Source organism: Bradyrhizobium sp. USDA 4449 (assembly GCF_054056275.1).
Window position 1 is genome coordinate 1,849,897 of the sequence record NZ_JBSRYD010000001.1, and the last position, 24,527, is coordinate 1,874,423.

Consider the following 24,527-nt stretch of genomic DNA (forward strand, 5'->3'; position numbering starts at 1 on the left):
TTATAGCGGCCTAACCACTGGACAGCGAAGGACTTTCGCAGGCATCACTGAGCTCGCCGGAATCCTTGAAACCATTTCTGCCAGAGGACTTGGAAGGGTATATGACCGAGCAGACGAACCGTCAGAATCGTTCCGCCGACGGCATCACAGCCCCCCTGCGGTACACCATATTCCGGCGCATCTGGCTCGCCAGCCTGCTCTCCAATCTCGGCCTCCTGATCCAGGGCGTGGGCGCGGCCTGGGCGATGACGCAGATGGCGGCCTCCGCCGACAAGGTGGCGCTGGTTCAGACTGCCCTGATGCTGCCGATCATGCTGATCTCAATGCCGGCCGGCGCCATCGCCGACATGTACGACCGCCGCATCGTGACCCTGATCGCGCTCATGATCGCGCTCACCGGCGCGTCCGCCCTGACGATCCTGGCCGGGCTCAAGCTGATCGCCCCGGAATCGTTGCTGGCCTTCTGCTTCGTGGTCGGCAGCGGCAACGCCTTGTTCGGCCCCGCCTGGCAGTCCTCGGTCAGCGAGCAGGTGCCGCAGGACGCCCTGCCATCGGCGGTGGCACTGAACGGCATCAGCTACAACATCGCGCGCAGCTTCGGTCCTGCGGTCGGCGGCGTGATCGTTGCCGCGGCGGGCGCGGTGGCGGCGTTCGCCTGCAACGCGGTTCTCTATCTGCCGCTGCTCGTCGTGCTGCTGCTGTGGCGGCGGGTGGTCGAGCCCTCGCGGCTGCCGCGGGAGAAACTCAACCGCGCCATGGTTTCGGGCTTCCGCTACATCACCAATTCGCCGCCGATCAAGATCGTGCTGCTGCGAACGCTGGTGATGGGCCTGATCGGCGGCGCGATCATGGCGCTGATGCCGCTGGTCGCGCGCGATCTCTTGCACGGCGGGGCACAGACCTACGGCATCATGCTGGGCGCGTTCGGGATGGGCGCGGTGGTCGGCGCGCTCAACATTCACGAGCTGCGCAAGCGCATGAGCGGCGAGGCTGCGATCCGCGCCTGCACGATCTCGATGGCGTTTGCGATGGCCGCAATCGCCCTGAGCACCGAGCCGGTGCTCACTGCGGCCGCGCTGGTGCTGGCGGGAGCGGTCTGGATGGCCGCAGTGGCGCTGTTCAACATCGGCGTGCAGCTCTCGGCGCCGCGGTGGGTCGCGGGACGCTCGCTCGCGGCGTTCCAGGCCTCGATCTCCGGCGGCATCGCGATCGGCGCGTGGGGCTGGGGTCACCTCACCGACTATGCCGGCGTCGAGGTCGCGCTCCTGACTGCGGCGAGCCTGATGCTGATCTCGCCGGTGCTCGGGATCTGGCTGACGATGCCGCGCGTCGGCGCTCGCAACGAAGACGCGGGCGTGTTGGCCGACCCTGAGGTCAAGCTCTCGCTCACCGCACGTAGCGGACCGCTGGTGGTCGAGATCGAATATCGGGTCGCCCAGGAGAACGCGCGCGCCTTCCATAACATCATGCAGGACGTGCAGCTCTCCCGGCAGCGCAACGGCGCCTATGGCTGGTCGATCGCGCGCGACATCGCCGATCCGGAATTGTGGACCGAACGCTATCATTGCCCGACCTGGCTCGACTATTTGCGTCAGCGCAACCGCGCGACCCAATCCGAACGCGCGCTCTATCAGCGTGCGAACGATCTCCATATCGGCATCGAGCCGGTGCGGATCCGCCGCATGCTCGAGCGGCCGTTCGGATCGGTGCGCTGGAAGGAAGAGACGCCGGACCGGGCTGCAAGCGAAGTGCTGCCCGTGGTCGCGACCGCCGCGGGCAGCAGCACGTAAGGTTTGTTGCGCAGCCCTGCTACTGCCCGTGATCCGTCAGCATCTTGTCGCAGGCCTTGCCGAGGCGCGCACGGTGCTCCTTCAGGCAGGCCAGCACGGCGCTATCGCCATTGTTCATCACGGCACGGCAGAAGCGCGTGACATCACGCGCGCATGCGTCGTGGCCGGTCTGCTGCTGCGCGGACGCGCTCGATGCGCAAAGGAGCAAAGGAATGATGAAAAGAAATCTGGTCATCGCGTAATGCCTCGTAGCCGAAAAATGTGCCGGCGAAGCTAGTGCGACGATCCCTGACCCGCAACGGCTTTGTTGATGGCTTGCCGGCGCCGGCCGATGGCCTCGGCATCAAGCCGGGGCACATCGCGCGGGAGCTTCGCGAAGCGGGCTTTTTGTCCGTGCTCTTATCGGCGGTGCTTCATTGCCGGTCCTGGGCGTCAGCGACCTTGCGTGAGGCGCCCTTGGCGAGGTCCTTGTCCATCACCGCGCGGCAACCGGTGCTCAGGTCCGAGCGATGCTTGATCATGCACGCGGTGATCTTCGGGATGTCCGGGATTTCCGACGAGCACAGGCGGAAGGCGTCGCCCGTGCACATCTGCTGCGCTTCGGCCGAGAAGGCGAAGCTCGAAGTTGTCGAGACGATCGAGACGATCGCGGCAATGCCCAGAGCCAGGCTGGTGTCGCGGATCCTTGCAGTCAGGGACTTCCCAGAAAACGACGTCGTCATGTGAGGCTCCCATTGGCGACCCGCGAAAGGCGGGACCCGTTGTTGATGGGAATGACCATGCTCCCGGAAAATCCTTTCCACTGTGATGTCAGTCACGCGCGGGCCGCCCTTTGTGACCTCAGTCACTTTGGCGCACCTGCTTAAAATCCCTCCGCAACCGCCGTCGCGTTGGTGTCACGTTAACTGTTCCTTCGCATTAATGGCTCGGGCGCGGGAAAATCCGCTGGTTTGGTTGCGTATTTGGAAAGAGTAGCGATGCGTAATGCGTTGGGCCTGATGCTGGCCAGTGTGGTTGCGGCGATCGTGATCGCCGGAGGTTGGTATTTTTATTCCTCGCGCGCCGACCAGGGCGCCCCCAAGACAACGGCCGCCCGCGCCGCAGATCCGCTGCCCGCGCCGGCCAGGCTTGCCGCCAAGGACGACGTCGAGACCACCGCGGCGATCGCCGCCAAGCCCGCCGCTGCTGCCGCCGCGGCGGCTCCTGCGCCTGCACCGGCGGTGGCACCGGTCCAGGATACGACCTGCACCAATCCGAATGCGCTCGGCGTCTCGCGCGTGGTCGAGATCGACACGACCGGCGGTCCGGGCTTCGGCTTCGAGCAGTACAAGCAGTTTGATTTCCTCGCCGACAAGGAGGTCGTGCTGACCTTCGACGACAGCCCGTGGCCGCACAACACGCCGGCCGTGCTGAAGGCACTGGCCGACGAATGCACCAAGGGCCTGTTCTTCTCGGTCGGCAAGCACGCCAGCTGGCATCCGGAAATCCTGCGCCAGGTTCTGGCCCAGGGCCACACCGTGGGCACGCACACATGGTCGCACCTCAATCTCGCCGGCAAGAAGATGACGGAGCAGCAGGCCAAGGACGAGATCGAGAAAGGCTTCAGCGCCGTGAAATGGGCGCTCGGCACCAATCCATCGCCGTTCTTCCGCTTTCCGCAGCTTTCTCAGAGCCCGGCCCTCGTGAGCTATCTCGGCAGCCGCAACATCGGGATCTTCTCGACCGACCTCGACTCCTTCGATTTCCGCAAGGAGAGCACGCCGGACAAGATCATCAGCAACGTGATGACCAAGCTCGACAAGCTCGGCAAGGGCATCATCCTGATGCACGACTTCCAGAAGCGCACCGGCGAAGCGCTGCCGACGCTGCTCGCGCGCCTCAAGGCCGGTGGCTACAAGGTCGTGCAGGTGAAGGCGAAGACCACGTTCGAATCGCTGCCCGAGTACGACGAGGCGGTGCTCAAGGAGATGAAGGTGCCGACGTCGAGCAGTGCGGCCAACGTGCGCCCGGTCTCGAGCGTGGTGCAGACGGTCTCCCAGCGCTGAGCACGACAGATTGCAAGACACGAAATGGCCGGGCTCAGCCCGGCCATTTTTGTTTGAAGAGCAGAACCGTCTGCTTACCAATAGATGCCGTGCCGGTGCAGCTCGCTGATGATGCGGCCTTCGGTCCAGACTTGCTTGTGCCTGGGCCTGTCCGCCTTCGCAGTCGTCTTCGGTGCAGGCGGAGTCGCAACCGGCACCGACGCCGGCGTGGTTGTTGCGGCCGCAGCAACTGGAGCGGTGGTCGAAACCGCCGGCGGACGATCGACATAGGCCGGCGCCGCAGCCGCTGGCGCAACTTCACTGACCTGCGTGGCGGCGACCGTCGGCGCGGCCGCTTGCGGTGCCGGAGCCACTTCGTTCGTCGCAGCCAGCGAGAGGCTGCGCTGGCCGCCTGCCTGGGCAGACGCAGAGACCAGAACCATGACCGCCACCAGAATGATCTTGCGCATGTGAAATCTCCCCGTGTTGGCGTGACAGGGACAGTAGGGGCGCGCTGCGGGAGGTTATGTGATAGAGATCACGGACGCTGCCCTCGCCGATTTCACCAGCGTATCGCAGTGACACAAGCGTGGACGCGGGCTTCAGGGAGAACAACCCGCTTGTGACGGTCGGACACGGGCCGGACAAAGGGGGGTGCTGGTGCCGCAAGAGGGATTCGAACCCCCGACCCCGTCATTACGAATGACGTGCTCTACCGACTGAGCTATTGCGGCGAACCCTGCCGGGGCCCGGATAGGGCCGGCCCCGATACGCGCGTTCCTGATATCGGGCATGGCCCGAATTGGCAAGGACAAGCGGCAGGCGAAATGGGACTCACGCGCCCCAGCGGGACCAGAATCCGCGCCAGCCGCCGGCCTGGGCCTTTGGGGTACCGATTTGCTCCGTAAATTCATCGCTTGGGCCGTCGTCGTCGATCCCGGGATCATCGGGCGCACGGACGATCGGCATGACGGCCTGGACCGGTGCCTGCGCCGGCTGGCCGAGGTCGGCACGGGTCCGGAACACCGGGGTCGCCGCCACCGGCGTTGATTCGGCGGCTTCCGAGGCCGGCTCGACCGCCTCCGCTGGCGTTATCACCGGTTCTTCCTTGGCGGCCGGGGGCGCGTTGTCTTGCGCGGCCGGAGCAGGGGCCGGAGCAGGAGGGGTCGCAGCCGGCGCGATTGCGGCCGGTTCCGCGGGCACCTCATTCGCCACCGTCACCCGCTTGGGCGGCGGAGCGGCCAGCATGGCTTCCTCGAAGGCCGAGGATTCGATGGTCGCGCCCTTGTCCGAGGGCAGGCTCGCAACCGGCGTCTGCCACTGGAAGGCATCGAGCCGCCCCGTGACCGGGGAGACCGGACGCCAGCGATCGCTGACATAGCCGTCGGCGGTCCAGGCGGGATCGTGCCGGGCACGCACCGCGCGCAACGTCCAGGCGCGGGCGCGTCCGCCGTCGCCGTGCTCGCTGCGCTCGAGCTCGGCCATCAGCAGCGCCACGCGCTGGGTCGGGTCGTTGACGTAGGGCGCCAGCACTTCGCGCGCGCGCGCGAATTCGGAGGCATCGATCGCGGCGCGTGCAATCGCCAGCTGTCCCTCGACATGGCCGGGCTTGTCGGCGCCCGTTTTCGCCGCGAGCGTCTCGATCCGCTGCAGGCGCTGCCGCGCAGAATCGCCGAGCTTCACATGCGCGTAGGCGTCGGCCAGATCGGGATGCGGATTGGCGAGCCAGGCGGCTTCGACCAGCTTCATGGCGCGACGCACCTGATGCGCTTCGCTCTCGAATTTCGCCGCCAGCACTGCGGCCGGCACCAAGGTCGGCGCGAGCTTGACGGCTTCCATCACGCTCTCGCGCGCCACGTCGCGGTCCATGGTCTCCAATTCCAGCGCGCGCGCCGTCAGCAGCACGCCGCGCTGGCGGCGATAGGCTTGCTTGTCGATCAGGCCTGCGGACAGATTCGAATCCAGGATCGCGAGCGCGCCGCTCCAATCGCCGCGCGCGCAGCGGAAGCCAAGCACCGCATGCGAGGCCCAGGTCGAGGATGGCGACAGCTTGATCGCTTCCTCCGCGATCATCACCGCGCCGACCGCATCGTCGGCGCGCTGCGCCTCGATGAAGAGGCCGCGCAGGCCGAGCAGCCGCGTGTCCTCGCGCTCGGCCATGGCGCGGAAGGCGCGCTGCGCCTCGTCGCGATTGCCGCCGAGCTGAGCCGATTGCGCGTGCAAGAGAAGCGCGAGCGGATCATCCGGGGCATGGCGCCGCGCCGCTTCGGCGTGACGGCGGGCAAGGGCGGTATCGCCGTGGCCGATCGCAAGCAAGCCATGCGTGATGGCGTGGCGGCCGCGCGCGCGGCGCTTTTCGTGCCGGCGGCGGCGGATCCGACCGGGCATGCGCCAGATCGCGGTCACGATGCTCCAGAGCAGGACAATCAAGACGGCAAAGATGCCGAGGCAGAGCACGAACACCGGAATGCTCGGCGAGGCCCGATAAGCGCCCCAGGTCATCACGACATTGCCGGGCTGATCGGCAACCCAGGCCGCGCCGGCGCCCGCGAGCGCAATCAGGACGAGGAAGAGGACGATGCGAAGCATGGCTATCCCTATACGCGCGGATTGTTGCGCGAATCTTATTGCGCAGGCTTGGTGAGACCGGCCAGAGCGTCGTCGGCAAATTGACGGGAGGCCGCGAGCGCGGCATCGCGCGCATCGGCCTTGTCGAGCCAGCCTTGCGCGGGCGCACGATCGGCCTCGGGCAGTGTCTTCAACTCGCGACGCGCCTCGACGAAATCGTTGCGCAGCGCCGCCGCCGTGATCCGAGCGACAATGGCACCGCGATCGGTGCCGGCCCCGTCGGTACGCTCGATTCTGACGAGCTTCGATGCTCCAGCCTGGAGCCGCTCGACGATGCCCGCCCCCGCGGCCGGAGCCTCGGCCGGCGGCGACAGCTTTGGCACGATGTTGAGGAGCTCGCGGCTCAGCGCGACCGGCGTCGGAATCCCTGAGGCCGCGAACATGTCGAGCGGTTTCAGCATCTCGGGCTTGGCCGCAAGCGACCGCGCGGCTGCGAGCTGCGCCTCATAGGGGTCGTTATGGCGAACGGCAACGTCGAGCAGTGTGGCGGCAACGACATGGCGCAGCGGCTTGTCGTCCGTCTGCCTGGCATCGGCGGCGATCTTTTCGCCCTGCTGCGCGATCTCGGCGCGGGCAGAGGTGCTGGCGCGCTCGAGCTGGGAGACGCGCTCGTCGAGGGCGGCGAGACCGGACGACGAGGCCGCATCGCGCGGCGCGGATTTCGCATCGTTCAATGCGCCCGCGACCTTGTCGGATTGCGTACGCAAATTGGCGACGTCGCTACGCAGCGTGGCGACGGATTTCTCCAACGCATCGAGCCGCGACGTCATCGCCGGATCTGGCGCGGGCCTGACCGCCTTGGCTTCGATTGCGGCGACACGTCCGCTCAGCGCATCGATGGTCGCGCTCGTCACCTGCGGCGCGGCCGCCGGCGCCTGGACCGCAGGCCAGCCCAGCACCCAACCGACCGCGATCACGAGCGCGGCCGCGACGGCGCCGGAAAATGGCGCGATGACCCAGGGAGAGATGGGGACCGACGCAGCAGCGGCTTGCGTGTCATCTCGCTGCGGCTCAGCCTTGTCTGTCTCAGCTCTGGCTGTCTCAGCCTTGCCGGTCTCGACCGTGCCATCATCGACATCGGCCTGCCCGGATCTTGCCTGCTCAGCCGATGGCTGCGCCTCCGGCTCGCCCACCACGTCCTGCGGCTGGGTGGAGACTTCGGTCGCCTCGAGGTCGATGGTGGGCGGCGTGCGCTTGGCACGGCCGGACTCGGGAGCCAATCCTGCCTCTTCAGGCTTGTCGTCGGCCATCGTGACGGTTCCTCACACTTGCATACCAGAGACGAGCCCGATTGCGTCGGATTCGGCCCGTCCTCTTACGCCAAACGGGTCCGCAAAGCACGCTCCAAGGCGTCAAACAGGGCATTTTCGTCCGGGGTCGCGGCCACCAGAACCTGCGACGCGCCGGCATCGCGCAGAACGCTGGCAACCGTCTCGGACAGGCAGCATTGTGGGATCGCGAGTGCCGAGATTTCGACGCCCTCGTCCCGGGCCGCATCCAGGAAGGCGCGCGCGCTGCGCCGGGAGTAGTGCAGCACCGCCTCGATGCCATGGGCGGCAAAGCCGTCGCTGACCTCGCGCGGCAGGATATTGACCGGCGCCATGCGATACGTCGTTTGCGTGACCACGCTAAATCCTTCCGCGCCAAGCTCGCCGCCGAGATCCCGCGACAGATCGGCCCCGGCAAGATAAAGCAGCGTACTCTTTTTCTTCAGCACCTTGTCGCGCGCACCTTGCATCATCTTATCGCGCAAGGACGCGGCATCACCGCCGGCAACGAGCACCTTCGTGAAGCCGATGTCGCGCGCCACGGCGGCGGTGTGCTCTCCGACCGCGAACAGCGGCAGCTCCAAGAGGCCGCGGTCGCGCAATTGCGGCGCGACGCCGCGGATCGCATTGGCCGATGTCACGATGATGGCGCTGTAGCCGGTTTCGCCTTCGTCATGAAAAGCGACCGGCTCGAACTTGAGCACCGGCGCGAGCAGCACCACATGCCCCCGCGCGCGCAGATTCTCCGCTGTTGCCTGATTGTCGGGATGCGGCCGTGTGACAAGAATGGACATCGCTTGTGTTCCCGATCCACGTGGCGGTGACGCATTGACGAATGCTGTCGGACGTACCAGAACTCTGCTTTACGGATGAGCGCAAGGGCGCAAATTGGATAACAATTCGCCAATGCTGGTACTGGGCATCGAGACCACCTGCGACGAGACCGCGGCGGCGGTGGTCGAGCGCGCGCCGGACGGACGCGGCAAGATCCTCTCCAATATCGTGCGGTCGCAGGTCGAGGAGCACGCCCGCTTCGGCGGCGTGGTGCCGGAGATCGCCGCGCGCGCCCATGTCGACCTGCTCGACGGCATCATCGAGCGCGCCATGAGAGAGGCGGGCATCGACTTCGCCGAGCTCGACGGCGTTGCGGCAGCCGCAGGACCGGGGCTGATCGGCGGCGTCATCGTCGGCCTCACCACCGCGAAGGCGATCGCAATCGTGCATGACACGCCGCTGGTCGCGGTCAACCATCTCGAGGCGCATGCGCTGACCCCGCGACTGACGCACGGCATCGAATTTCCTTATTGTCTGTTCCTCGCCTCCGGCGGCCACACCCAGATCGTCGCGGTCGCCGGGATCGGCCAATATGTGCGGCTCGGCACCACCGTCGACGACGCCATCGGCGAGGCCTTCGACAAGGTCGCGAAGATGCTGGGCCTGCCCTACCCCGGCGGACCGGAAGTCGAGCGCGCGGCGGCGACTGGCGATCCGACGCGTTTTGCGTTTCCGCGGCCGATGCAGGGCCGTCCCGACGCCAATTTCTCGTTGTCGGGATTGAAAACAGCGGTGCGCACCGAGGCGAGCCGGCTCAGCGCGATCACGCCGCAGGACATCGGCGATCTCTGCGCGAGCTTCCAAGCCGCAGTGCTTGACTCGACCGCCGACCGGCTGCGCGTGGGCCTGAAACTCTTCCGCGAACAATTCGGCGCGCCGCGCGCGCTGGTCGCCGCCGGCGGCGTCGCCGCCAATCAGGCGATCCGCGGCGCACTGCTCGACGTTGCCGGGGAAGCGAAGACGCAGCTGATCATGCCGCCACCCGCGCTCTGCACCGATAATGGCGCAATGATCGCCTGGGCCGGCGCCGAACGCCTCGCGCTCGGCATCACCGATACGATGGACGCGCAGCCGCGCGCCCGCTGGCTGCTCGACGCCAACGCCACCGCGCCTGATGGCTACGGCAAGACGCGGGCGGGGTATTGACCATGACGCCGTTCCGCTCCGTCGCGGTGATCGGTGCCGGCGCCTGGGGCACGGCGCTGGCGACGGTGGCCGCGCGCGCGGGGAGGAGCGTGACGCTGTGGGCACGCAACGCCGACCATGCTGCGCGGATCGCATCGACCCGTGACAATCCGCGGCTTCCCGGCGTGCGGCTCGCGCCGGAGATCGTCGTCACACACGAGCTCGCACAAGTCGCGCGCGCCGACTTGCTGCTGATCGCGACCCCGGCGCAGCATCTGCGCGGCGTGGTCAACATGCTGGCCTCGCACATCACCCCGTCCGCGCCCGTCATCGCCTGCGCCAAGGGCATCGAGCACGGCACCCACAAATTCATGACCGACGTGATCGCGGAAGCCGCGCCGCATGCGCAGCCGGCGATTCTGTCCGGTCCGAGCTTCGCTCACGACGTCGCGCACGGATTGCCGACGGCGGTGACGCTGGCGGCGAAGGACGAGGCGCTGGCGAGCGCACTGGTGCAGGCGCTGGGCTCGCCGACCTTCCGTCCCTATCACTCCACCGACATCCGCGGCGTCGAGATCGGCGGCGCGGCCAAGAACGTGCTGGCGATCGCGGTCGGCATTGCGGTCGGGCGCAAGCTCGGTGCTTCCGCGCAGGCTGCACTGACCACCCGCGCCTTTGCCGAGTTGACGCGGCTTGGCCGCGCGCTCGGCGCACGCGGCGAGACACTCACGGGCCTGTCCGGGCTCGGCGATCTGATCCTGACCTGCTCGAGCCCGCAATCGCGCAATTTTGCGCTTGGGCTCGCGCTCGGCCGCGGTGAGCCGCCGTCCGCGGGCAAGCTTGCCGAAGGCGAATTCACCGCGCCGGTGCTGATCGAGCTCGCGGCTTCGCAAAACATCGAGATGCCGGTATCAGAAGCTGTCGCATCAATCCTGGGCGGCAGAAGCACGATCGACGCGGCGATCTCCGGACTGTTGACGCGGCCTTTCAAGGCAGAGGAATGAACATGGCGTACTGGCTGGTGAAATCCGAACCATCGGTGTGGTCCTGGGACCAGCAGGTCGCGAAGGGCGCCAAGGGCGAAGCCTGGACCGGCGTGCGCAACTACACTGCGCGGATCAATCTCGTGAACATGAAGAAGGGCGACAAGGCGTTCTTCTATCATTCCAACGAGGGCAAGGAGATCGTCGGGATCGCGGAAGTCATCAAGGAGGCCTATCCGGATCCGACCGACAAGACGGCAAAGTTCGTCTGCGTCGACATCAAGGCCGACAAACCCTTGAAGACGCCGGTGACGATGGTCGCGATCAAGGCCGAGAAGAAGCTGGCCGAGATGGCGCTGGTTAAATATTCGCGCCTGTCCGTGCAGCCGGTGACGCCTGAGGAATGGAAGCTCGTCTGCAAGATGGGCGGGGTATGATTCGCTCCAAGTGAAGGCCCAGCTGTGACGAATTCGTGATAGTGCGGGAGCGCCGTCACAACCATTGATATCTGCCGGCAGAGTTCCTAGGTACCGCAGAGGAATGGACGTTCAACAGGCCTACTCGCGTCATGGCGATGCAAGAAAGGGACGGCGGCGAGCAATCGCCAGGGTCCGCGGACGGCCCGACAGGGGCCTTTCCATTCCGTGCTCGAAAAGATACCTCGTCGGCGCTTGCGATACTGCTGGCGGGCGCCGCCATGATCGGAGCCATCATCGGGTGGTTTCTCATCACGCGGGCTGCGCCTGACGCTCCCGTCATTGCGTTGGTGCCGCAGGAACAGGTGGCTGACGCCATCCCGACCCTGACGCCGGATGGCCAGCGCGTTGCGCAATCCGACAGCCGGCAATGCCGTTATCCCATCGCATTCATCACGGTATCGACCCCGGGCAACCCCGCCGGGGGAATCGTCACGTTTCGCACCAGCAGATATCGATCGCCCTCTTTCCGCGTCACCGACCAGCCGCAGAGAATTGCCCTGCCAAACCCGCTGCCCGACAGCGGCGGCCTCGACCCGCTGACTGTGGACGGCGACGCCAAGGGTTTGCTCGTATCCCTTTATCCGACGGCCCAGATGGAGCCGGTCGGCGGTTCAAGCACCGTTACGGTGCGATGGCCTGGGCGTCCACCATGCAAGTGAGATTTGCGTGCAGGTGAGATTTTCAAGTGAGACTTGAATGCAGAGCCTTGTGAACGCGCGCTTCATCCTCGCTTTCATCCTGATCGGCGTGGCGACGGCAGGCCTTAGTGCGCTGCTGTTCAATCCGCAGATCGGCTTTTTCGGCTGGATCGGATCGCTCTTCTCCGACATGACCGTGCTGCGATTCGTTGGCATCACCCTGACGATCGTCTCCGCGACCGGCATCGGCTACATCGCCGCCCGCCTTGGAGCCGACCCCACGGCGTCAGGCTTCGTGCCGATCGGAAGCGGCTACACTTACGGCCGCAGGCTGACGACCGTTCCCGGGACCGGCGAGACCAGAATGGTGATGCGCACCGCGGACGACGCGCTTGACGACGTCGACATGATGGTCGGGCTCGCCTCGGTCAAGACCGAGATCAACAAGCTGCTCGCGAGCCTGGAGGTTGAACGGCGGCGGCGCGAGCAGGGCCTGCCGGTGTTCGCCACGAGCCGGCACATGGTGTTCACCGGTCCTCCCGGAGTCGGCAAGACCGTGGTGGCCAGGGCCATCGGCGACATCTATCGCTCGCTCGGCGTGCTCCGCAAAGGCCATCTGATCGAAGCCGACCGCAGCCAGCTCGTCGCGAGCTACGTCGGCCAGACCGCGCCGAAAACGCTCGACGTCTGCCGCACCGCGCTCGACGGTGTCCTGTTCATCGACGAGGCCTACAGCCTCAGTCCGGCGGAATGGAAGGGTGATTTCGGCCGCGAGGCCATCGAGGCGCTGCTGAAATACATGGAAGACCACCGCGATCGCTTGGTCGTGATCGTCGCCGGCTATCCTACCGAGATGCATCGCTTCATCGCCAGCAATCCCGGGCTCGCCAGCCGCTTCACCAAGACCATCGATTTTCCGCCGTACGACGGCCTCGAGCTCTGTGAAATCTTGCGCGCGATGGCGTCGGAGCAGCAATATCTGCTGCCGATCGGCGTCGAGACGGTACTCGCGCCATGGATCGATTCGCAGCGCGACGATCCGCAATGGGGCAACGCGCGCTCGATGCGGACGCTGCTCGAAAAGACCCGCGAGGCGCACGCGCTGCGCACGTCGCGAGACCCCGATGCGAGCGTCGCCGAGTTCGAGCTGAGCGACATTCAATCGGCCATCCGGGACAGCTGACATGAACATGGCGGTTCGCATCGTCGCGTTTCACGGCGCATTGTGGAGCATTGATCCCTGGTATCGGTGGTCGTGGTACGCTTGGCCCATCGCGACGGCCGTGCTGATCACGGGCTGGGTCCTGATCAGCAAGCCGGTCAACACCGGCGCCTGGGGTAACGCAGGAAGCTGGGCGAAGCCGATCGCGCAGAAGGCGACCGCCACACCGATCAAGACGACGACGATCAATACGGTGGACATCGAGGTGATGAGCTGCTTTGCCAATAGCGGCCCGTCGTCGGAAAGCACCTGCACCAGATTGATCGATGGCGGCAAGATATCGGGCTCGAAGCTGGCATCGGTCTACACCCAGCGGGGCTTCATGCAGCGCGACCGGGCACCGGAAAGCGCGATGTCGGACTTCAATGCCGCGCTGAAGATCCAGCCCGACTACGCTGCGGCCCTCAACGACCGCGCCTGGATCTACATGACGCGCGGAGACTACGATGCGGCGCTTCAGGATCTGGATAAGACCGCAAGCCCGTCGACGCCCTGGCTGACAGCGGCGGTCGCGTATTATTACCGTGGCTTTGCTTACCTGCGGCTGAAAGACTATGCGAAGGCTCTGGCCGATTTGAACGAAGCCATCAGGCGGCAATCCAACAATGCCGACTACTACCTGGCACGCGGCGAGACCCAGCAGGCTCAACGGAGCTATGATGCCGCCTTGCGCGACTTCGACGAGTTCGGCAAGCGCAGCCCGAAAGATCCGCGCGGTCTGTTGGCGCGCGCCGCGATCTTCGAAGCCATGGGCAGGCCGCGTGATGCCCTGACGGCGTTGCAGGGCGCAATGACGCTGGCGCCCGACAACGACTTCATCAAGTCGGAACGCGACCGAATTCGCAGGCAAGTAAAGGACAATGATCCTGCGAGGAGCAATGCCGGCGAACCGCCGCCGACCTGATTCTCGAACCGCTGCGGTCGCGATGCCCGGCCGCAAAAGCCGCGCGCGCCAGGCTACGATCCCCGCCCTCGCGTCTGTGGCAGCGCAAGCACCTCGCATGGCGAGGCAATGCCGCGCAGCTTGTGCAGTCCGAGCGCGATCAGCGGCATATCCGTCTCGGCGGCGAGCGCGCCCGACACCAGCACGGTCCTACGAAGCGGCTTGCACAGGCCTTCGAGCCGGCTGGCGAGATTGACGGCGGGACCGATCGCCGTGAAGTCGAGCCGATTGGCGGCGCCGATATTGCCCCAGAGCATCTCGCCGAGATGAAGGGCAGCCCCGAACGAAAGTAGCGGCAATCCTTGCGCGCGGCGCTCCGCGTTGAGATACGCCATCCCGGCTTCGGCCGCGGCTGCGGCGCGCAAGGCGGCATCACAGGCGCGCCGCGGCGTCGCCTCTGTCACCGGAAAGATCGCGAGCACACCATCGCCGATGAATTTGAGCACCTCGCCGCCGAAGGCGTGAACGGCACCGGCGATGCGATCGAACCAGGCATCGAGTGCGGCGATGACGTCGGCAGGCCGACTGGTTTCCGACAGGGTCGTGAAGCCGCGCAGATCGGCATAGAGCAGCGCAGCCTGGATGGTTTCACCGAGATCGCGCCGCAACGGCGCTGCCAGCACCCGCTCGGCGCTGCGCTTGCCGAGATAGGTTTCCAGCGTCGCACGCAACGTCGCGCGTGCAGCGAGCGCGGCGAGCGGCGTTGCGGCAAAGCGCGCGGCGTGGCGCAGTTGGTCGATTTGGCCTGATGTGAACGGATGCGGACCGATCCAGCCGAGCAGCGGCCCATCGCGCCCGACAATGTCCTCGTGCACGTCGCCGCCCGCGATATCGCGCAGCCAGCGGCGACCGGCATCGTCAGGCAAATCGGGCGGCAGCCCGCCTGGCGCAAAACCGAGCGCCTCGATCACCCGGCCGTTGTCCGCACGCCACAACCAGGTCCGCTTCGCGATCAGCGGATGCGGCACCTCCAGCGTCAGGGCGCCGGCCGCAAGCGGCACGCCGTCGGCGAGCAGATGCGTGCCGAGGTCCGCGAGCAGGCGATCGGCGCCGGCGGTTTCCGAGGCGGCGTCGACAAGCCAGGCGAGGGTCGGGGAGAGTTGCATGATCCGATGATGGCGAAGGAGGACCGTCTTTGTCACGGGCAATCCTTGACGGGCCGCTTGGGCGCCGCCATGTGCCAGGAGCACCCTGGGGATGATCACCGATGACCGAGCCCTTCGTATTTCGACGCGAGACCCAGATCGCCGCCCCGCGTGCCACCGTCTTCGCCTATTTGACCGATCCGGAGAAAATCCTGAGCTGGATGGGCTCGGATGCGACCACCGAGCCGCATCCCGGCGGGCTTTATCTTCTGAGGGGTATCGGCCCGCGTGGCAGCATCGCCCGGGGCGCCTTCCGCGAGGTCGTGCCGGTGCATCGCCTGGCCTATACGTTCGGCTGGGAGGGCGGTCAGGAAGTGCCGCCCGGCTCGAGCCTGATCGAGATCGACCTGATCGAACGCGACGATGGCACGCTGCTGCGCATGACGCATAGCGGGCTGCCGACCGAGGAACAGATGGCCGCCCACGCGAAAGGCTGGGCGCATTATCTGAACCGACTGACGTGCGCCGCCGCGGGCCGCGATCCAGGCCCTGACCGAGGCATCTCGGACAATATGTAGCGATGCGCGGGCTACACCGCCGCGGTCGCCACCACCTGCTGCAACAGCTGCTCGCGGCGGGCCTGCGAGCGTTGGCCCTTCATGGTCGCCGCGAAGCGCTCGAGGATGCCCTCTTCGAACGCGGTGACGATGGTGTCGTGGACGTAGCTCTTGCGGCAAATCGCCGGCGTGTTGGAGAGCTTGTCGGCGGCGGCGCGGATCGCGTCCAGCACCTGCTTCTTGCGGCCGCGCTGGCTGGTCGCCGGCGTGATCCGCGACAGCGATTCCACGACGACAGCCGAGGCCATCAGGGTGCGAAAATCCTTCAGCGAAATCTTGATGCCCGCGATCTCGCGCAGGAACGCGTTCACCTGCGTGGTGCTGACGGCGCGCACGACGCCGTAGGCATCGCGATACTGGAACATGCGCTTGCCGGGGACGCTTTGCAAAATGCCGATGGCGCGCACCAGCTTGGCGGCGTCGCACTCCTTGCGAACGGCTTTGCCGCCCTTCGCCTTGAAGGTGAGCACGAAGCAGTCGTCTTCCAGCGTGACGTTGGACTTCAGCAGCGTCGTGGCCCCGCGGGTGCCGTTGAGGCGGGCGTAGGATTCGTTGCCGGGCCGGATCGCGGTGCGCGCGATCAGCTCGATCACGGCCGAGAGCGCGAATTCGCGGGTCGGCTCGTCGCCCGACAGGAACGCCGACACCTTGCGCCGGATTTTGGGCAGCGCGCCAACCAGCTTTTCCAGGCGATGCGCCTTGCGATGCTCGCGGACCTTCTCCCAGTCGGCGTGATAGCGATATTGCAGCCGGCCTGCGGCATCGCGCCCCACCGCCTGGAGATGTGAGCTCGGATCGGCCGAGTAGCGCACCTCGCGGTAGGCCGGCGGCACCGCCATGGCATGCAGCCGACGGATTGTGCGGGCGTCACGGATATGCGCGCCATTGGGACGGACGAAGGAATAGCCCTTGCCGCGCTTGATGCGGCGGATGGTCAGCTCGTTCTGGTCGCCGAGCCGCAGGCCCAGTTCCTTGGCGAGCGCCTCCACCGTTGCAGGGGACGCCGCATCGAAGACCTTTTTCGGGCTGGGACGGGTGGAACCTGATGGTTTGGGCCATTGTCCGAGGGCCTTGGCCAGCGCAATGGCAGCAGGATCGGCGGAGGCAGGCCGCATCGTCCCGAGATTCTGCTGATCCATCATGGTCTTAAGCCCAGGCCCTGTCTGTTACCGTTCAATGCCGCTGTTCTGACGTTTGTTCCAAGCCTCGCTTGGAGAGCCTCTTCGGACCCGGGTTAGCCACTTAGGGTGTTCCGAACCGCATTGCGAGTCCCGAATCAGTGAGAAGCGGTCTCCAAATACCTCCCGCGGCGCATGGGCTCCCTGCAAGGGCCGCTTCCCAGGTTTTGGGTCAAGAGCCAAAAGCCGCCACTCGGCCTGTTTCAGAATTGCGACAGCCGGCCGTTGCGGCTTGATTCTCCGCATGGCCGGCCGCTCATCGAAGGTCCAGCTTGTGCTCCTTGTCGGGGCCCGTTAGCCCGACGCATAATCGTTCAACGATGAAGTCGGCTCGCCAGTCCGCTGTGCTCGGCTTGCCGTATGTGGAGGGAAGCATGTCCGAGAAGATCTACGACGTCCCCGCGGAATGGGCCAAGCGCGCCTGGGTCGATCAGGCCAAATACAAGGACATGTATGCCCGCTCGGTCGCGGACCCCAACGCGTTCTGGGCCGAGCAGGCCAGGCGCATCGACTGGATGCACGCGCCGACCAAGATCGAGAACGTCTCCTTCGCGCCGGGCAACATCTCGATCAAGTGGTTCGAGGATGGCATCCTCAATGTCGCTCACAATTGCATCGACCGGCATCTGCACAAGCGCGCCAACCAGACCGCGATCATCTGGGAAGGCGACGATCCCTCGCAGTCCAGGCACATCACCTACAAGGAACTGCACGACGAGGTCTGCCGGATGGCCAACATCCTGCGCACCCGCAACGTGAAGAAGGGCGACCGCGTCACCATCTATCTGCCGATGATCCCGGAAGCGGCCTACGCGATGCTGGCCTGCGCGCGGATCGGCGCCATCCACTCGGTGGTGTTCGCGGGCTTCTCGCCGGATTCGCTCGCCCAGCGCATCAACGACTGCCAGTCCAAGGTCGTCATCACCGCTGACGAAGGCCTGCGCGGCGGCAAGAAGGTGCCGCTGAAGGCCAATGTCGACGCGGCCCTCGCAAAATCCGAGGGCGTCGACTGGGTCGTCGTCGTCAAGCGCACCGGCGGCAAGATCGACATGAACCCGACCCGCGACCTCTGGTATCACGAGGCCGCGGCGATGGTGACGACGGAATGCCCGGTCGAGCACATGCATGCCGAGGATCCGCTGTTCATCCTCTATACCTCGGGCTCGACCGGCCAACCCAAGGGGGTGCTGCACACCTCGGCCGGCTATCTCGTGTTCGCCGCGATGACGCACCAATACGTGTTCGACTATCACGATGGCGACATCTACTGGTGCACCGCCGACGTCGGCTGGGTCACCGGCCACAGCTACATTCTCTATGGACCGCTGGCCAACGGCGCGACCACGCTGATGTTCGAGGGCGTGCCGAATTACCCCGACAATTCCAGGTTCTGGAACGTCATCGACAAGCACAAGGTCAATATCTTCTACACCGCTCCGACTGCGATCCGCGCGCTGATGCAGGGCGGCGACGAGCCCGTGAAGAAGACCTCGCGTGCCTCGCTCCGCCTGCTCGGCTCGGTCGGCGAGCCCATCAACCCCGAGGCCTGGGAGTGGTATCACCGCGTCGTCGGTGACAACAGGTGCCCGATCGTCGATACCTGGTGGCAGACCGAGACCGGCGGCATTCTCATCACGCCGCTGCCGGGCGCGACCAGGCTCAAGCCGGGTTCGGCGACGCAGCCGTTCTTCGGCGTGGTGCCTGAAATCGTCGATGCCGACGGCAAGGTGCTGGAGGGTGAGACCACGGGCAATCTCTGCCTGACCCGCTCATGGCCGGGCCAGATGCGCACCGTCTACGGCGACCATGCCCGCTTCGAGCAGACCTATTTCTTGACCTACAAGGGCAAGTACTTCACCGGCGACGGCTGCCGGCGCGACGCCGACGGCTATTACTGGATCACCGGCCGCGTCGACGACGTCATCAACGTCTCCGGCCACCGCATGGGCACGGCGGAGGTCGAGAGCGCGCTGGTGGCGCATGAGAAGGTGTCGGAGGCCGCCGTGGTCGGCTTCCCGCACGACATCAAGGGCCAGGGCATCTACGCCTATGTCACCCTGATGGCCGGCATCGAACCGACCGAGGAGCTGCGCAAGGAGCTCGTGACCTGGGTCCGCAAGGAGATCGGCCCGATCGCCTCGCCCGACCAGATCCAGTTCGCGCCAGGCCTGCCCAAGACCCGTTCCGGCAAGATCATGCGCCGCATCCTGCGCAAGATCGCCGAGGACGAACCGGGCAGCTTAGGAGACACCTCGACGCTCGCCGATCCCGCCGTGGTCGATGATCTCGTGAAGAACCGGCAGAACAAGAAGTCGGTCTGAGCTCCCGTGCCCCGGACGCAGCGCAACGCCTCTTTGGCGGTGCGCTGCAGAGCCGGGGCCCACGTCACGGCAGAACGCTTGGCTTCTGAGTCCCGGCTCTGCGGAGCAGCGTTGCACCCGCGTCCGCGACACGAGACTGCCTTTCGCGCCGACGCCGTCCAAAAACGCCCCCGGTTCACGCCCTCACGCACTTGTCAGGGCGCACCCCGGCGCGGTGGTATCTTTCCCGCCCAGTGTTGTTTTCAGGTCATTTACTTTATTTCGAACATTTCCTTTCTTCCCCCTGCCGGCTCGCCCCCGGCGGCCGCGCGTGGAAACCATCCGGTTAACAAGCGCGTTGAGAATGTCTGGGCGAGGCCGGCGATTTCAGGTTTTGCGTGAATTTGGACGATCCGTTCCGGGCCGAGGGGAAAATTGATGTCGATGAAGATTGCATTCGCGCTGGCCGCGACCGTCGCCGCGGGGGCCTTGATGCCGACGACAGCCCAGGCGCGGCCGGAACTGGTGGGCGCCCATCTGGCCGACTACTCGCCGGGCACCATCGTGGTCAAAACCAACGAACGCAGGCTGTATCTCATCCTCGATGACGGCCACGCCATGCGCTATCCGGTCGGTGTCGGCAAATCAGGCAAGCAGTGGGCCGGCACCACCCGCATCGACGGCAAGTATCGCAATCCGGCCTGGTCGCCGCCCGCCGAGGTGAAGCGCGACAAGCCGCAGCTTCCCGACGTGATTCCGGGCGGATCGCCGCGCAACCCGATGGGCGTTGCAGCCATGACGCTGGCCGGGGGAGAATATGCCATCCATGGCACGAACGTGCCGAACTCGGTCGGCGGCTTCGTCTCCTATGGCTGCATCCGTATGCTCAACGACGACATCACCGATCTCTACAGCCGCGTGTCGGTCGGAACGAAGGTCGTCGTGACACGCTGATCGCAGCCACCAAACAGCGATTGAAAGAGCCGCGTTTCGACGCGGCTTTTTTGTTACCAGAAGCGCCAGCCGCGCGTACACCAACCATCGCGATGGCCGCCATCGTAGCTGCGCGCATAGCCGCCCGCGAGCATCGCCGCCGAAACGTTGGCGGTTCGTCTGGTCGCCACGTCGGCCAGAACACGCCCGTATTTTTCCGTCCCGAGATTGTAGATCGTGACGCCGCCCTGGCCGAGCAGGTTGCGCAGCGCCTCGGTGGCGGCTTCCGCCTTGTCAAGCTCGTCGTGACAGGATGCCTTCATCTCGGGCGCATCGATGCCGCGCAGCCGAACCCGCGCGACGAGATCGCGTCCGTCGCGTTGATGCACCCGCGCCAGGAAGGTGTCACCATCGATGGTGCGGACGACGTCGACCTGCAGGCGGTTCTCGGCAGAGCCTGAATGCCGAAGGATGATCTCGGCATCCTGCGCGCGGCCATCGGCCGGATGCGGCACCCGCCAATTCGTCCCATGCCGGAAGGTCAGCACGACCGCGACCACGACGCTGACGATGAACATCCACGGCACCAGTCCGGAGAGACGACGGCTAAATGGCGAGCCGCCAAAAGACGACCGACCGGACCTATCTGGGTCGAAGCGCGACATCCAAGCACGCTAGGGCTGAGTGGGTCAGACCGACAAGTGACTAAAAAATCCGAACCTCAAAAGTCCGAGGCGATCCCCTTGCGCTCCCAATCGCCGTAGCGCGTGGGCTCGGGTCCCTTCGGCCCCTGCAATTCCTTCGGCGCAGCTTCGGCACGGGCCGCTGTGGCTTGCCGGCGTGCCTCCGCTTCGGCCAGCGCGCGCTGGGCGGCCGCCGGCAAGGGTTTGCGATTGGGGACAGGAGACTGGTCGTTCATCGTTCGGGTCCTAGCGCAGGATCGTCAGGCGCGCGACGTTCAATAACGCATTGCTGAAATGGCTCCGGCGGGCTGAAATCGCCAGAGGCCGTTCTTACATTTGGCATATTCGCATGCCACAGAAGCTGATCTTAAGGCATGCGCCTACCCGGCGGAACTGCCGCTTGCTCAGAACCTTACGTCCGCATGCCATCTCAACGTTTCGTTCCTCCATCCGAAGTGCCTGGTCTAGCGGCGCGGCGGATCGCTGCCGACATCGTCGACGGCGTGTTGCACAAGCACCGCACGCTCGACGACCAGCTCGACGGCTCCGGCGCTCATCCCGGACTGAAGACGCTCGCCGACCGCGACCGCGCGCTGATGCGGCGTCTGGTCGCGACCATCCTGCGTCGGCTCGGCACGCTCGGCCATGTGCTGTCGCGCCTGCTCGACAAGGGTATCCCGTCCGATGCGCCGCGCGCGCAGAGCGCCCTCTTGATTGGTGCCGCCCAGATCCTCTGGATGGACGTGCCCGATCACGCTGCGGTCGATCTGTCGGTGCGCCTGGTGCAATCCGACCGGCGCGCCGCGCGCTATGCCGGCCTCGTCAACGCGGTGCTGCGCCGCTGCGCGCGCGAAGGCCAGGCGCTGGTCGAGGAGGTCGCGACGCAATCGCTGGACCTGCCGCCCTGGCTGCTGGCGCGCTGGAGCGCGCATTACGGCGAGGCGACCGCACGGGACATGGCGCTCGCGCTCGGCCACGAACCTTCGCTCGATCTGACTGTGAAGTCCGACGCCGCACATTGGGCAAGCCGTCTGCATGGCGAAGTGCTGCCGACCGGATCTGTGCGCACGCTGCTGCATGGCTCCGTGACCATGCTGCCCGGATTCGCCGAAGGACAATGGTGGGTGCAGGACGCCGCCGCCGCGCTGCCGGTCCGGCTGTTCGGAGATATCGCCGGTAAGTCCATCGCCGATCTCTGCGCCGCGCCCGGCGGCAAGACGGCGCAGTTGGCACAAGCCGGAGCGCGTGTCACGGCGCTGGACCGTTCGCCCGCGCGCGTGGCGCGGCTGCGGGAAAATCTCAACCGGCTGTCGCTCCAGGCCGAGACTGTGGTCGCTGACGCCGTGGAATGGACCGGCCCAGAGGACGGCTTCGACGGAATCCTGATCGATGCCCCCTGCACCTCGACCGGAACGATTCGCCGGCATCCTGATGTTGCCTGGCTGCGGCAGGACTCGGACGTTGCCGCGATGTCCGTTCTCCAGCAGCGGCTGCTGAAGAAATCGGTCTCGTTGCTCAAATCGGGCGGCACGCTGGTCTATTGCACCTGTTCGCTGGAACCCGAGGAAGGCGAGCAAGCCGTCGTCACGCTGCTGGCGGCAGAGCCGTCGCTTCGCCGCGTCCCGATCGAGGCGAGCGAAGTCTCCGGGCTCGGCGAGATCATCACCGCCGAGGGCGATCTCCGGACCTTGCCGAGCCATCTGCCGCACGCTGACCCGAAGCTCGGTGGGCTGGACGGATTCTTCGCGGCCCGGCTCGTTAAATCCTGATTTTGCACCGGATTTTGCTGCCACGCCCCTGATTCGGGGTCTTTCAAGGTGGTGTCCGCGGTCCGATTCTGGGATTAATAAGGATTCGTCGGAATCCTCTCCCCCTTCAAGGTAAGGCGTGTCGGTCGCTCAACGCAGACGTATCTCGACGCTGGTCATGAACCGCTTTGCGCGGAACATGCTCGCGCGCGCGAGCGGCGGTTCCGTTGCGCTGTCGCGGGTCTGGCCCGGTCGCACCGACCGGTTGATCATCGCGCCGCATGATCTGCGCACCGCGGATGCGACGCGCGCCGCCGAGATCTATGCAGGGCGCTTCGTCTTCGCCGGCAAGATCGTCAACTGCCACGGACGCTCCATCTTCGATCTCGATCCGCCCTCGGAGGATTGGGAGGTCGCGCTGCTCGGCTTCGGCTGGCTGCGACACTTGCGCGCCGCCGACACCGCACTGACCCGGGCCAATGCGCGCGCGCTCGTCGAGGACTGGATCAGCAACCCCGCCAACAAGCGCCGTCCGGTCGCCCGCCGCGCCGACGTGCTGGCGCGGCGCGTGATCTCGCTGCTGTCGCAAGCGCCCCTGGTGCTCAGCGATACCGACAACAAATTCTATCGCCGTTACTTGCGCGCGCTCGCACGTGAGATCCGCTTGCTGCGCTTCGCCATGGTCAACATCCCCGACGGGGTGCCGAGACTGCAGGTGCAGATCGCGCTCTGCTACACAACGCTGTGCCTCGCCAACCAGGCCCGTCACATCCGCAGCGCGTCGAAAAAGCTGTCGGACGAGTTGCAGCGGCAGATCCTCCCCGACGGCGGGCATATCTCCAGAAATCCCGGCGCGCTGATCGAGCTGCTGATCGACCTGCTGCCGCTGCGGCAGACCTTTGCCGCGCGCAACATCGCGCCGCCGCCGGCGCTGCTCAATGCGATCGACCGCATGATGCCGATGCTGCGTTTTTTCCGGCACGGCGACGGCAATTTCGCGCTGTTCAACGGCATGAGCGCGACGCCATCGGATCTGCTGGCCACGCTCCTCGCCTATGACGACGCCCATGGCGCACCAATGGCGAACATGCCGCACACCGGCTTCCAGCGCCTCGATGCCGGGCCGACCACTGTGATCATCGACACCGGCCCGCCGCCGCCGCCCGGCGTCAGCCACGACGCGCATGCCGGTTGCCTGTCGTTCGAATTGTCTTCCGGCATCAGCCGCATCGTCACCAATTGCGGCATGCCGGCCACGGGCCGCGACAATTGGCGGCCGTTCGCGCGCGGCACCGCGGCGCATTCGACGCTGACCTATCACGACACCTCGTCCTGCCAGTTCGTCGAGATGTCAGCGATGAAGCGGCTGCTGCACGGTGCACCGGTCACCAGCGGCCCCCACGACGTCGAGAGCTATCGCGAGATCACCCAGGACGGCACACTGCTCACGACCTCCCATGACGGCTATCTCGCCAAGTTCGGCGTGATCCATCGCCGCGTGCTGATGATGGCCAATGACGGCGCGCGGATTGACGGCGAGGATACGCTGTCGCCGCCGCAGGGCGCGCGGCTGAAAGGCGCCGGCGCCGACTTCGCGCTGCGTTTCCACCTGCATCCCGCGGTGAAGGCGAGCCGCCTGTCGGATGCCCGCGGCGTCATGTTGGTGCTGCCGAACCGCGACGTCTGGACCTTTGAAGCCTTGGACGAGAAGGTCGACCTGGAGGACAGCGTGTTCCTGGCCGGCAATGACGGCCCGCGCCGGACCGCCCAGATCGTGATCCGCCAGGATGCCCGCCAGGCGGCCTCGGTTCGCTGGAGCTTTGTGCGCTCGACCGCATCACCGGCGGTCACCAATGCCCGCCGCAACGCCCGCCGGGAGCCGGAACTTCCGCTGTAAAGAGCCGGGATTCGGCGCTATCCGATCGTTGTGAAGGGCCTCGAAAACTGCTATCGACCGCTCGTTCGCGCGACTGGCGACCTTGGATGGAGCACCATCGGGAAGCGCGATACATACCCGCCGCGCGCCTGGGCATAGACACTCCCTGAACA

The 24,527-nt window shown here is 66.0% G+C and carries 23 protein-coding genes, 1 tRNA gene and 1 riboswitch; of the genes, 13 read left to right on the forward strand and 11 right to left on the reverse strand.

Going from position 1 to position 24,527, the window contains the following annotated elements:
* Positions 1-101 precede the first annotated feature (101 nt).
* On the forward strand, positions 102-1,790 hold the full coding sequence (locus tag ACVIIW_RS08805) for an MFS transporter (protein WP_456700380.1): 1,689 nt from the start codon (positions 102-104) through the stop codon (positions 1,788-1,790).
* A gap of 19 nt (positions 1,791-1,809) precedes the next feature.
* Here ACVIIW_RS08805 and ACVIIW_RS08810 read toward each other — a convergent pair whose 3' ends face one another.
* Together ACVIIW_RS08810 and ACVIIW_RS08815 are read right to left on the reverse strand one after the other, a co-directional pair.
* Complete coding sequence (locus tag ACVIIW_RS08810; RefSeq protein WP_456700381.1) at positions 1,810-2,025, reverse strand: hypothetical protein; 216 nt, start codon at positions 2,023-2,025, stop codon at positions 1,810-1,812.
* Positions 2,026-2,203: 178 nt separating this feature from the next.
* Entirely contained in the window at positions 2,204-2,512 is a 309-nt protein-coding gene (locus ACVIIW_RS08815; protein WP_456700382.1) for a hypothetical protein, read from the reverse strand.
* A 255-nt stretch (positions 2,513-2,767) separates the two neighbouring features.
* Between ACVIIW_RS08815 and ACVIIW_RS08820 the strand changes: the two genes are divergently transcribed.
* Positions 2,768-3,835 carry a polysaccharide deacetylase family protein gene (locus ACVIIW_RS08820; RefSeq protein WP_456700383.1) on the forward strand — a complete coding sequence of 356 codons (1,068 nt, stop codon included), beginning with the start codon at positions 2,768-2,770 and terminating at the stop codon, positions 3,833-3,835.
* Positions 3,836-3,909: 74 nt separating this feature from the next.
* Here the strand turns inward: ACVIIW_RS08820 and ACVIIW_RS08825 are convergent, their stop codons facing one another.
* The 5 genes from ACVIIW_RS08825 to ACVIIW_RS08845 all read right to left on the reverse strand — a co-directional run bounded on the left by ACVIIW_RS08825 (position 3,910) and on the right by ACVIIW_RS08845 (position 8,504).
* Positions 3,910-4,284 carry a hypothetical protein gene (locus ACVIIW_RS08825; RefSeq protein ID WP_456700384.1) on the reverse strand — a complete coding sequence of 125 codons (375 nt, stop codon included), beginning with the start codon at positions 4,282-4,284 and terminating at the stop codon, positions 3,910-3,912.
* A 188-nt stretch (positions 4,285-4,472) separates the two neighbouring features.
* Positions 4,473-4,548 (reverse strand) — tRNA-Thr (locus ACVIIW_RS08830).
* Between the two features lie 100 nt (positions 4,549-4,648).
* Positions 4,649-6,403, reverse strand: a complete 1,755-nt coding sequence (locus ACVIIW_RS08835; RefSeq protein WP_456700385.1) for a heme biosynthesis HemY N-terminal domain-containing protein — start codon at positions 6,401-6,403, stop codon at positions 4,649-4,651.
* Between the two features lie 35 nt (positions 6,404-6,438).
* The gene (locus tag ACVIIW_RS08840) at positions 6,439-7,692 is read right to left on the reverse strand and encodes a COG4223 family protein (protein WP_456700386.1); all 1,254 of its coding nucleotides are present in this window, start codon (positions 7,690-7,692) and stop codon (positions 6,439-6,441) included.
* Positions 7,693-7,757: 65 nt separating this feature from the next.
* The gene (locus tag ACVIIW_RS08845; protein WP_456700387.1) at positions 7,758-8,504 is read right to left on the reverse strand and encodes a uroporphyrinogen-III synthase; all 747 of its coding nucleotides are present in this window, start codon (positions 8,502-8,504) and stop codon (positions 7,758-7,760) included.
* 112 nt (positions 8,505-8,616) lie between these two features.
* On the opposite strand from ACVIIW_RS08845, the gene tsaD reads away from it, so the two are divergent.
* From tsaD to ACVIIW_RS08875, 6 genes are all read left to right on the forward strand, one after another.
* Positions 8,617-9,690: a tRNA (adenosine(37)-N6)-threonylcarbamoyltransferase complex transferase subunit TsaD gene (tsaD, locus tag ACVIIW_RS08850; protein WP_456700388.1), complete on the forward strand. Its 1,074-nt coding sequence runs from the start codon at positions 8,617-8,619 to the stop codon at positions 9,688-9,690.
* Between the two features lie 2 nt (positions 9,691-9,692).
* Positions 9,693-10,673, forward strand: a complete 981-nt coding sequence (locus ACVIIW_RS08855; RefSeq protein ID WP_456700389.1) for an NAD(P)H-dependent glycerol-3-phosphate dehydrogenase — start codon at positions 9,693-9,695, stop codon at positions 10,671-10,673.
* A gap of 2 nt (positions 10,674-10,675) precedes the next feature.
* Positions 10,676-11,089, forward strand: a complete 414-nt coding sequence (locus tag ACVIIW_RS08860; RefSeq protein ID WP_456700390.1) for an EVE domain-containing protein — start codon at positions 10,676-10,678, stop codon at positions 11,087-11,089.
* A gap of 260 nt (positions 11,090-11,349) precedes the next feature.
* A complete protein-coding gene (locus ACVIIW_RS08865) occupies positions 11,350-11,790 on the forward strand; it encodes a hypothetical protein (RefSeq protein ID WP_456700391.1) in 441 nt (146 codons plus the stop codon).
* A gap of 37 nt (positions 11,791-11,827) precedes the next feature.
* Entirely contained in the window at positions 11,828-12,952 is a 1,125-nt protein-coding gene (locus ACVIIW_RS08870; protein WP_456700392.1) for an AAA family ATPase, read from the forward strand.
* A 1-nt stretch (position 12,953) separates the two neighbouring features.
* Positions 12,954-13,895: a tetratricopeptide repeat protein gene (locus ACVIIW_RS08875; RefSeq protein WP_456700393.1), complete on the forward strand. Its 942-nt coding sequence runs from the start codon at positions 12,954-12,956 to the stop codon at positions 13,893-13,895.
* A gap of 53 nt (positions 13,896-13,948) precedes the next feature.
* Here ACVIIW_RS08875 and ACVIIW_RS08880 read toward each other — a convergent pair whose 3' ends face one another.
* Positions 13,949-15,040, reverse strand: coding sequence for an adenylate/guanylate cyclase domain-containing protein (locus ACVIIW_RS08880; protein WP_456705117.1), 1,092 nt, complete (start codon positions 15,038-15,040; stop codon positions 13,949-13,951).
* Between the two features lie 101 nt (positions 15,041-15,141).
* Here ACVIIW_RS08880 and ACVIIW_RS08885 point away from each other — a divergent pair, with 101 nt between their 5' ends.
* Entirely contained in the window at positions 15,142-15,597 is a 456-nt protein-coding gene (locus tag ACVIIW_RS08885; protein ID WP_456700394.1) for an SRPBCC family protein, read from the forward strand.
* A gap of 11 nt (positions 15,598-15,608) precedes the next feature.
* Here the strand turns inward: ACVIIW_RS08885 and ACVIIW_RS08890 are convergent, their stop codons facing one another.
* Positions 15,609-16,778, reverse strand: coding sequence for a DNA topoisomerase IB (locus ACVIIW_RS08890; RefSeq protein ID WP_456700395.1), 1,170 nt, complete (start codon positions 16,776-16,778; stop codon positions 15,609-15,611).
* Between the two features lie 410 nt (positions 16,779-17,188).
* Between ACVIIW_RS08890 and acs the strand changes: the two genes are divergently transcribed.
* Both acs and ACVIIW_RS08900 read left to right on the forward strand, forming a co-directional pair.
* Positions 17,189-19,135 (forward strand): acetate--CoA ligase, encoded by a 1,947-nt coding sequence (gene acs, locus ACVIIW_RS08895; RefSeq protein ID WP_456700396.1) that lies wholly within the window; start codon positions 17,189-17,191, stop codon positions 19,133-19,135.
* A 417-nt stretch (positions 19,136-19,552) separates the two neighbouring features.
* Positions 19,553-20,068: a L,D-transpeptidase gene (locus ACVIIW_RS08900; RefSeq protein WP_456700397.1), complete on the forward strand. Its 516-nt coding sequence runs from the start codon at positions 19,553-19,555 to the stop codon at positions 20,066-20,068.
* Positions 20,069-20,121: 53 nt separating this feature from the next.
* Here the strand turns inward: ACVIIW_RS08900 and ACVIIW_RS08905 are convergent, their stop codons facing one another.
* The gene (locus ACVIIW_RS08905; protein WP_456700398.1) at positions 20,122-20,712 is read right to left on the reverse strand and encodes a thermonuclease family protein; all 591 of its coding nucleotides are present in this window, start codon (positions 20,710-20,712) and stop codon (positions 20,122-20,124) included.
* A 56-nt stretch (positions 20,713-20,768) separates the two neighbouring features.
* Positions 20,769-20,966: a DUF1674 domain-containing protein gene (locus ACVIIW_RS08910; RefSeq protein WP_456700399.1), complete on the reverse strand. Its 198-nt coding sequence runs from the start codon at positions 20,964-20,966 to the stop codon at positions 20,769-20,771.
* Positions 20,967-21,152: 186 nt separating this feature from the next.
* Between ACVIIW_RS08910 and ACVIIW_RS08915 the strand changes: the two genes are divergently transcribed.
* Positions 21,153-22,499 (forward strand): RsmB/NOP family class I SAM-dependent RNA methyltransferase, encoded by a 1,347-nt coding sequence (locus ACVIIW_RS08915; protein WP_456700400.1) that lies wholly within the window; start codon positions 21,153-21,155, stop codon positions 22,497-22,499.
* Positions 22,500-22,656: 157 nt separating this feature from the next.
* Positions 22,657-24,375 (forward strand): heparinase II/III family protein, encoded by a 1,719-nt coding sequence (locus ACVIIW_RS08920; protein WP_456700401.1) that lies wholly within the window; start codon positions 22,657-22,659, stop codon positions 24,373-24,375.
* Positions 24,376-24,434: 59 nt separating this feature from the next.
* Positions 24,435-24,516, forward strand: a riboswitch (ZMP/ZTP riboswitch).
* The last annotated feature ends 11 nt before the right edge of the window (positions 24,517-24,527 follow it).

What these genes read in the sequence shown, in the direction of transcription:
- ACVIIW_RS08900 (WP_456700397.1), top strand. Translation starts at nt 19,553, where the DNA reads ATGTCGATGAAGATTGCATTCGCGCTGGCCGCGACCGTCGCCGCGGGG.
- ACVIIW_RS08870 (WP_456700392.1), top strand. Translation starts at nt 11,828, where the DNA reads ATGCAGAGCCTTGTGAACGCGCGCTTCATCCTCGCTTTCATCCTGATC.
- ACVIIW_RS08805 (WP_456700380.1), top strand. Translation starts at nt 102, where the DNA reads ATGACCGAGCAGACGAACCGTCAGAATCGTTCCGCCGACGGCATCACA.
- ACVIIW_RS08835 (WP_456700385.1), bottom strand. Translation starts at nt 6,403, where the DNA reads ATGCTTCGCATCGTCCTCTTCCTCGTCCTGATTGCGCTCGCGGGCGCC.
- ACVIIW_RS08840 (WP_456700386.1), bottom strand. Translation starts at nt 7,692, where the DNA reads ATGGCCGACGACAAGCCTGAAGAGGCAGGATTGGCTCCCGAGTCCGGC.
- ACVIIW_RS08915 (WP_456700400.1), top strand. Translation starts at nt 21,153, where the DNA reads ATGCCATCTCAACGTTTCGTTCCTCCATCCGAAGTGCCTGGTCTAGCG.
- ACVIIW_RS08910 (WP_456700399.1), bottom strand. Translation starts at nt 20,966, where the DNA reads ATGAACGACCAGTCTCCTGTCCCCAATCGCAAACCCTTGCCGGCGGCC.
- ACVIIW_RS08860 (WP_456700390.1), top strand. Translation starts at nt 10,676, where the DNA reads ATGGCGTACTGGCTGGTGAAATCCGAACCATCGGTGTGGTCCTGGGAC.
- ACVIIW_RS08905 (WP_456700398.1), bottom strand. Translation starts at nt 20,712, where the DNA reads ATGTCGCGCTTCGACCCAGATAGGTCCGGTCGGTCGTCTTTTGGCGGC.
- ACVIIW_RS08865 (WP_456700391.1), top strand. Translation starts at nt 11,350, where the DNA reads ATGATCGGAGCCATCATCGGGTGGTTTCTCATCACGCGGGCTGCGCCT.
- ACVIIW_RS08825 (WP_456700384.1), bottom strand. Translation starts at nt 4,284, where the DNA reads ATGCGCAAGATCATTCTGGTGGCGGTCATGGTTCTGGTCTCTGCGTCT.
- ACVIIW_RS08890 (WP_456700395.1), bottom strand. Translation starts at nt 16,778, where the DNA reads ATGATGGATCAGCAGAATCTCGGGACGATGCGGCCTGCCTCCGCCGAT.
- ACVIIW_RS08885 (WP_456700394.1), top strand. Translation starts at nt 15,142, where the DNA reads ATGACCGAGCCCTTCGTATTTCGACGCGAGACCCAGATCGCCGCCCCG.
- ACVIIW_RS08810 (WP_456700381.1), bottom strand. Translation starts at nt 2,025, where the DNA reads ATGACCAGATTTCTTTTCATCATTCCTTTGCTCCTTTGCGCATCGAGC.
- ACVIIW_RS08855 (WP_456700389.1), top strand. Translation starts at nt 9,693, where the DNA reads ATGACGCCGTTCCGCTCCGTCGCGGTGATCGGTGCCGGCGCCTGGGGC.
- tsaD (WP_456700388.1), top strand. Translation starts at nt 8,617, where the DNA reads ATGCTGGTACTGGGCATCGAGACCACCTGCGACGAGACCGCGGCGGCG.
- ACVIIW_RS08875 (WP_456700393.1), top strand. Translation starts at nt 12,954, where the DNA reads ATGAACATGGCGGTTCGCATCGTCGCGTTTCACGGCGCATTGTGGAGC.
- acs (WP_456700396.1), top strand. Translation starts at nt 17,189, where the DNA reads ATGTCCGAGAAGATCTACGACGTCCCCGCGGAATGGGCCAAGCGCGCC.
- ACVIIW_RS08815 (WP_456700382.1), bottom strand. Translation starts at nt 2,512, where the DNA reads ATGACGACGTCGTTTTCTGGGAAGTCCCTGACTGCAAGGATCCGCGAC.
- ACVIIW_RS08845 (WP_456700387.1), bottom strand. Translation starts at nt 8,504, where the DNA reads ATGTCCATTCTTGTCACACGGCCGCATCCCGACAATCAGGCAACAGCG.
- ACVIIW_RS08880 (WP_456705117.1), bottom strand. Translation starts at nt 15,040, where the DNA reads ATGCAACTCTCCCCGACCCTCGCCTGGCTTGTCGACGCCGCCTCGGAA.
- ACVIIW_RS08820 (WP_456700383.1), top strand. Translation starts at nt 2,768, where the DNA reads ATGCGTAATGCGTTGGGCCTGATGCTGGCCAGTGTGGTTGCGGCGATC.
- ACVIIW_RS08920 (WP_456700401.1), top strand. Translation starts at nt 22,657, where the DNA reads ATGAACCGCTTTGCGCGGAACATGCTCGCGCGCGCGAGCGGCGGTTCC.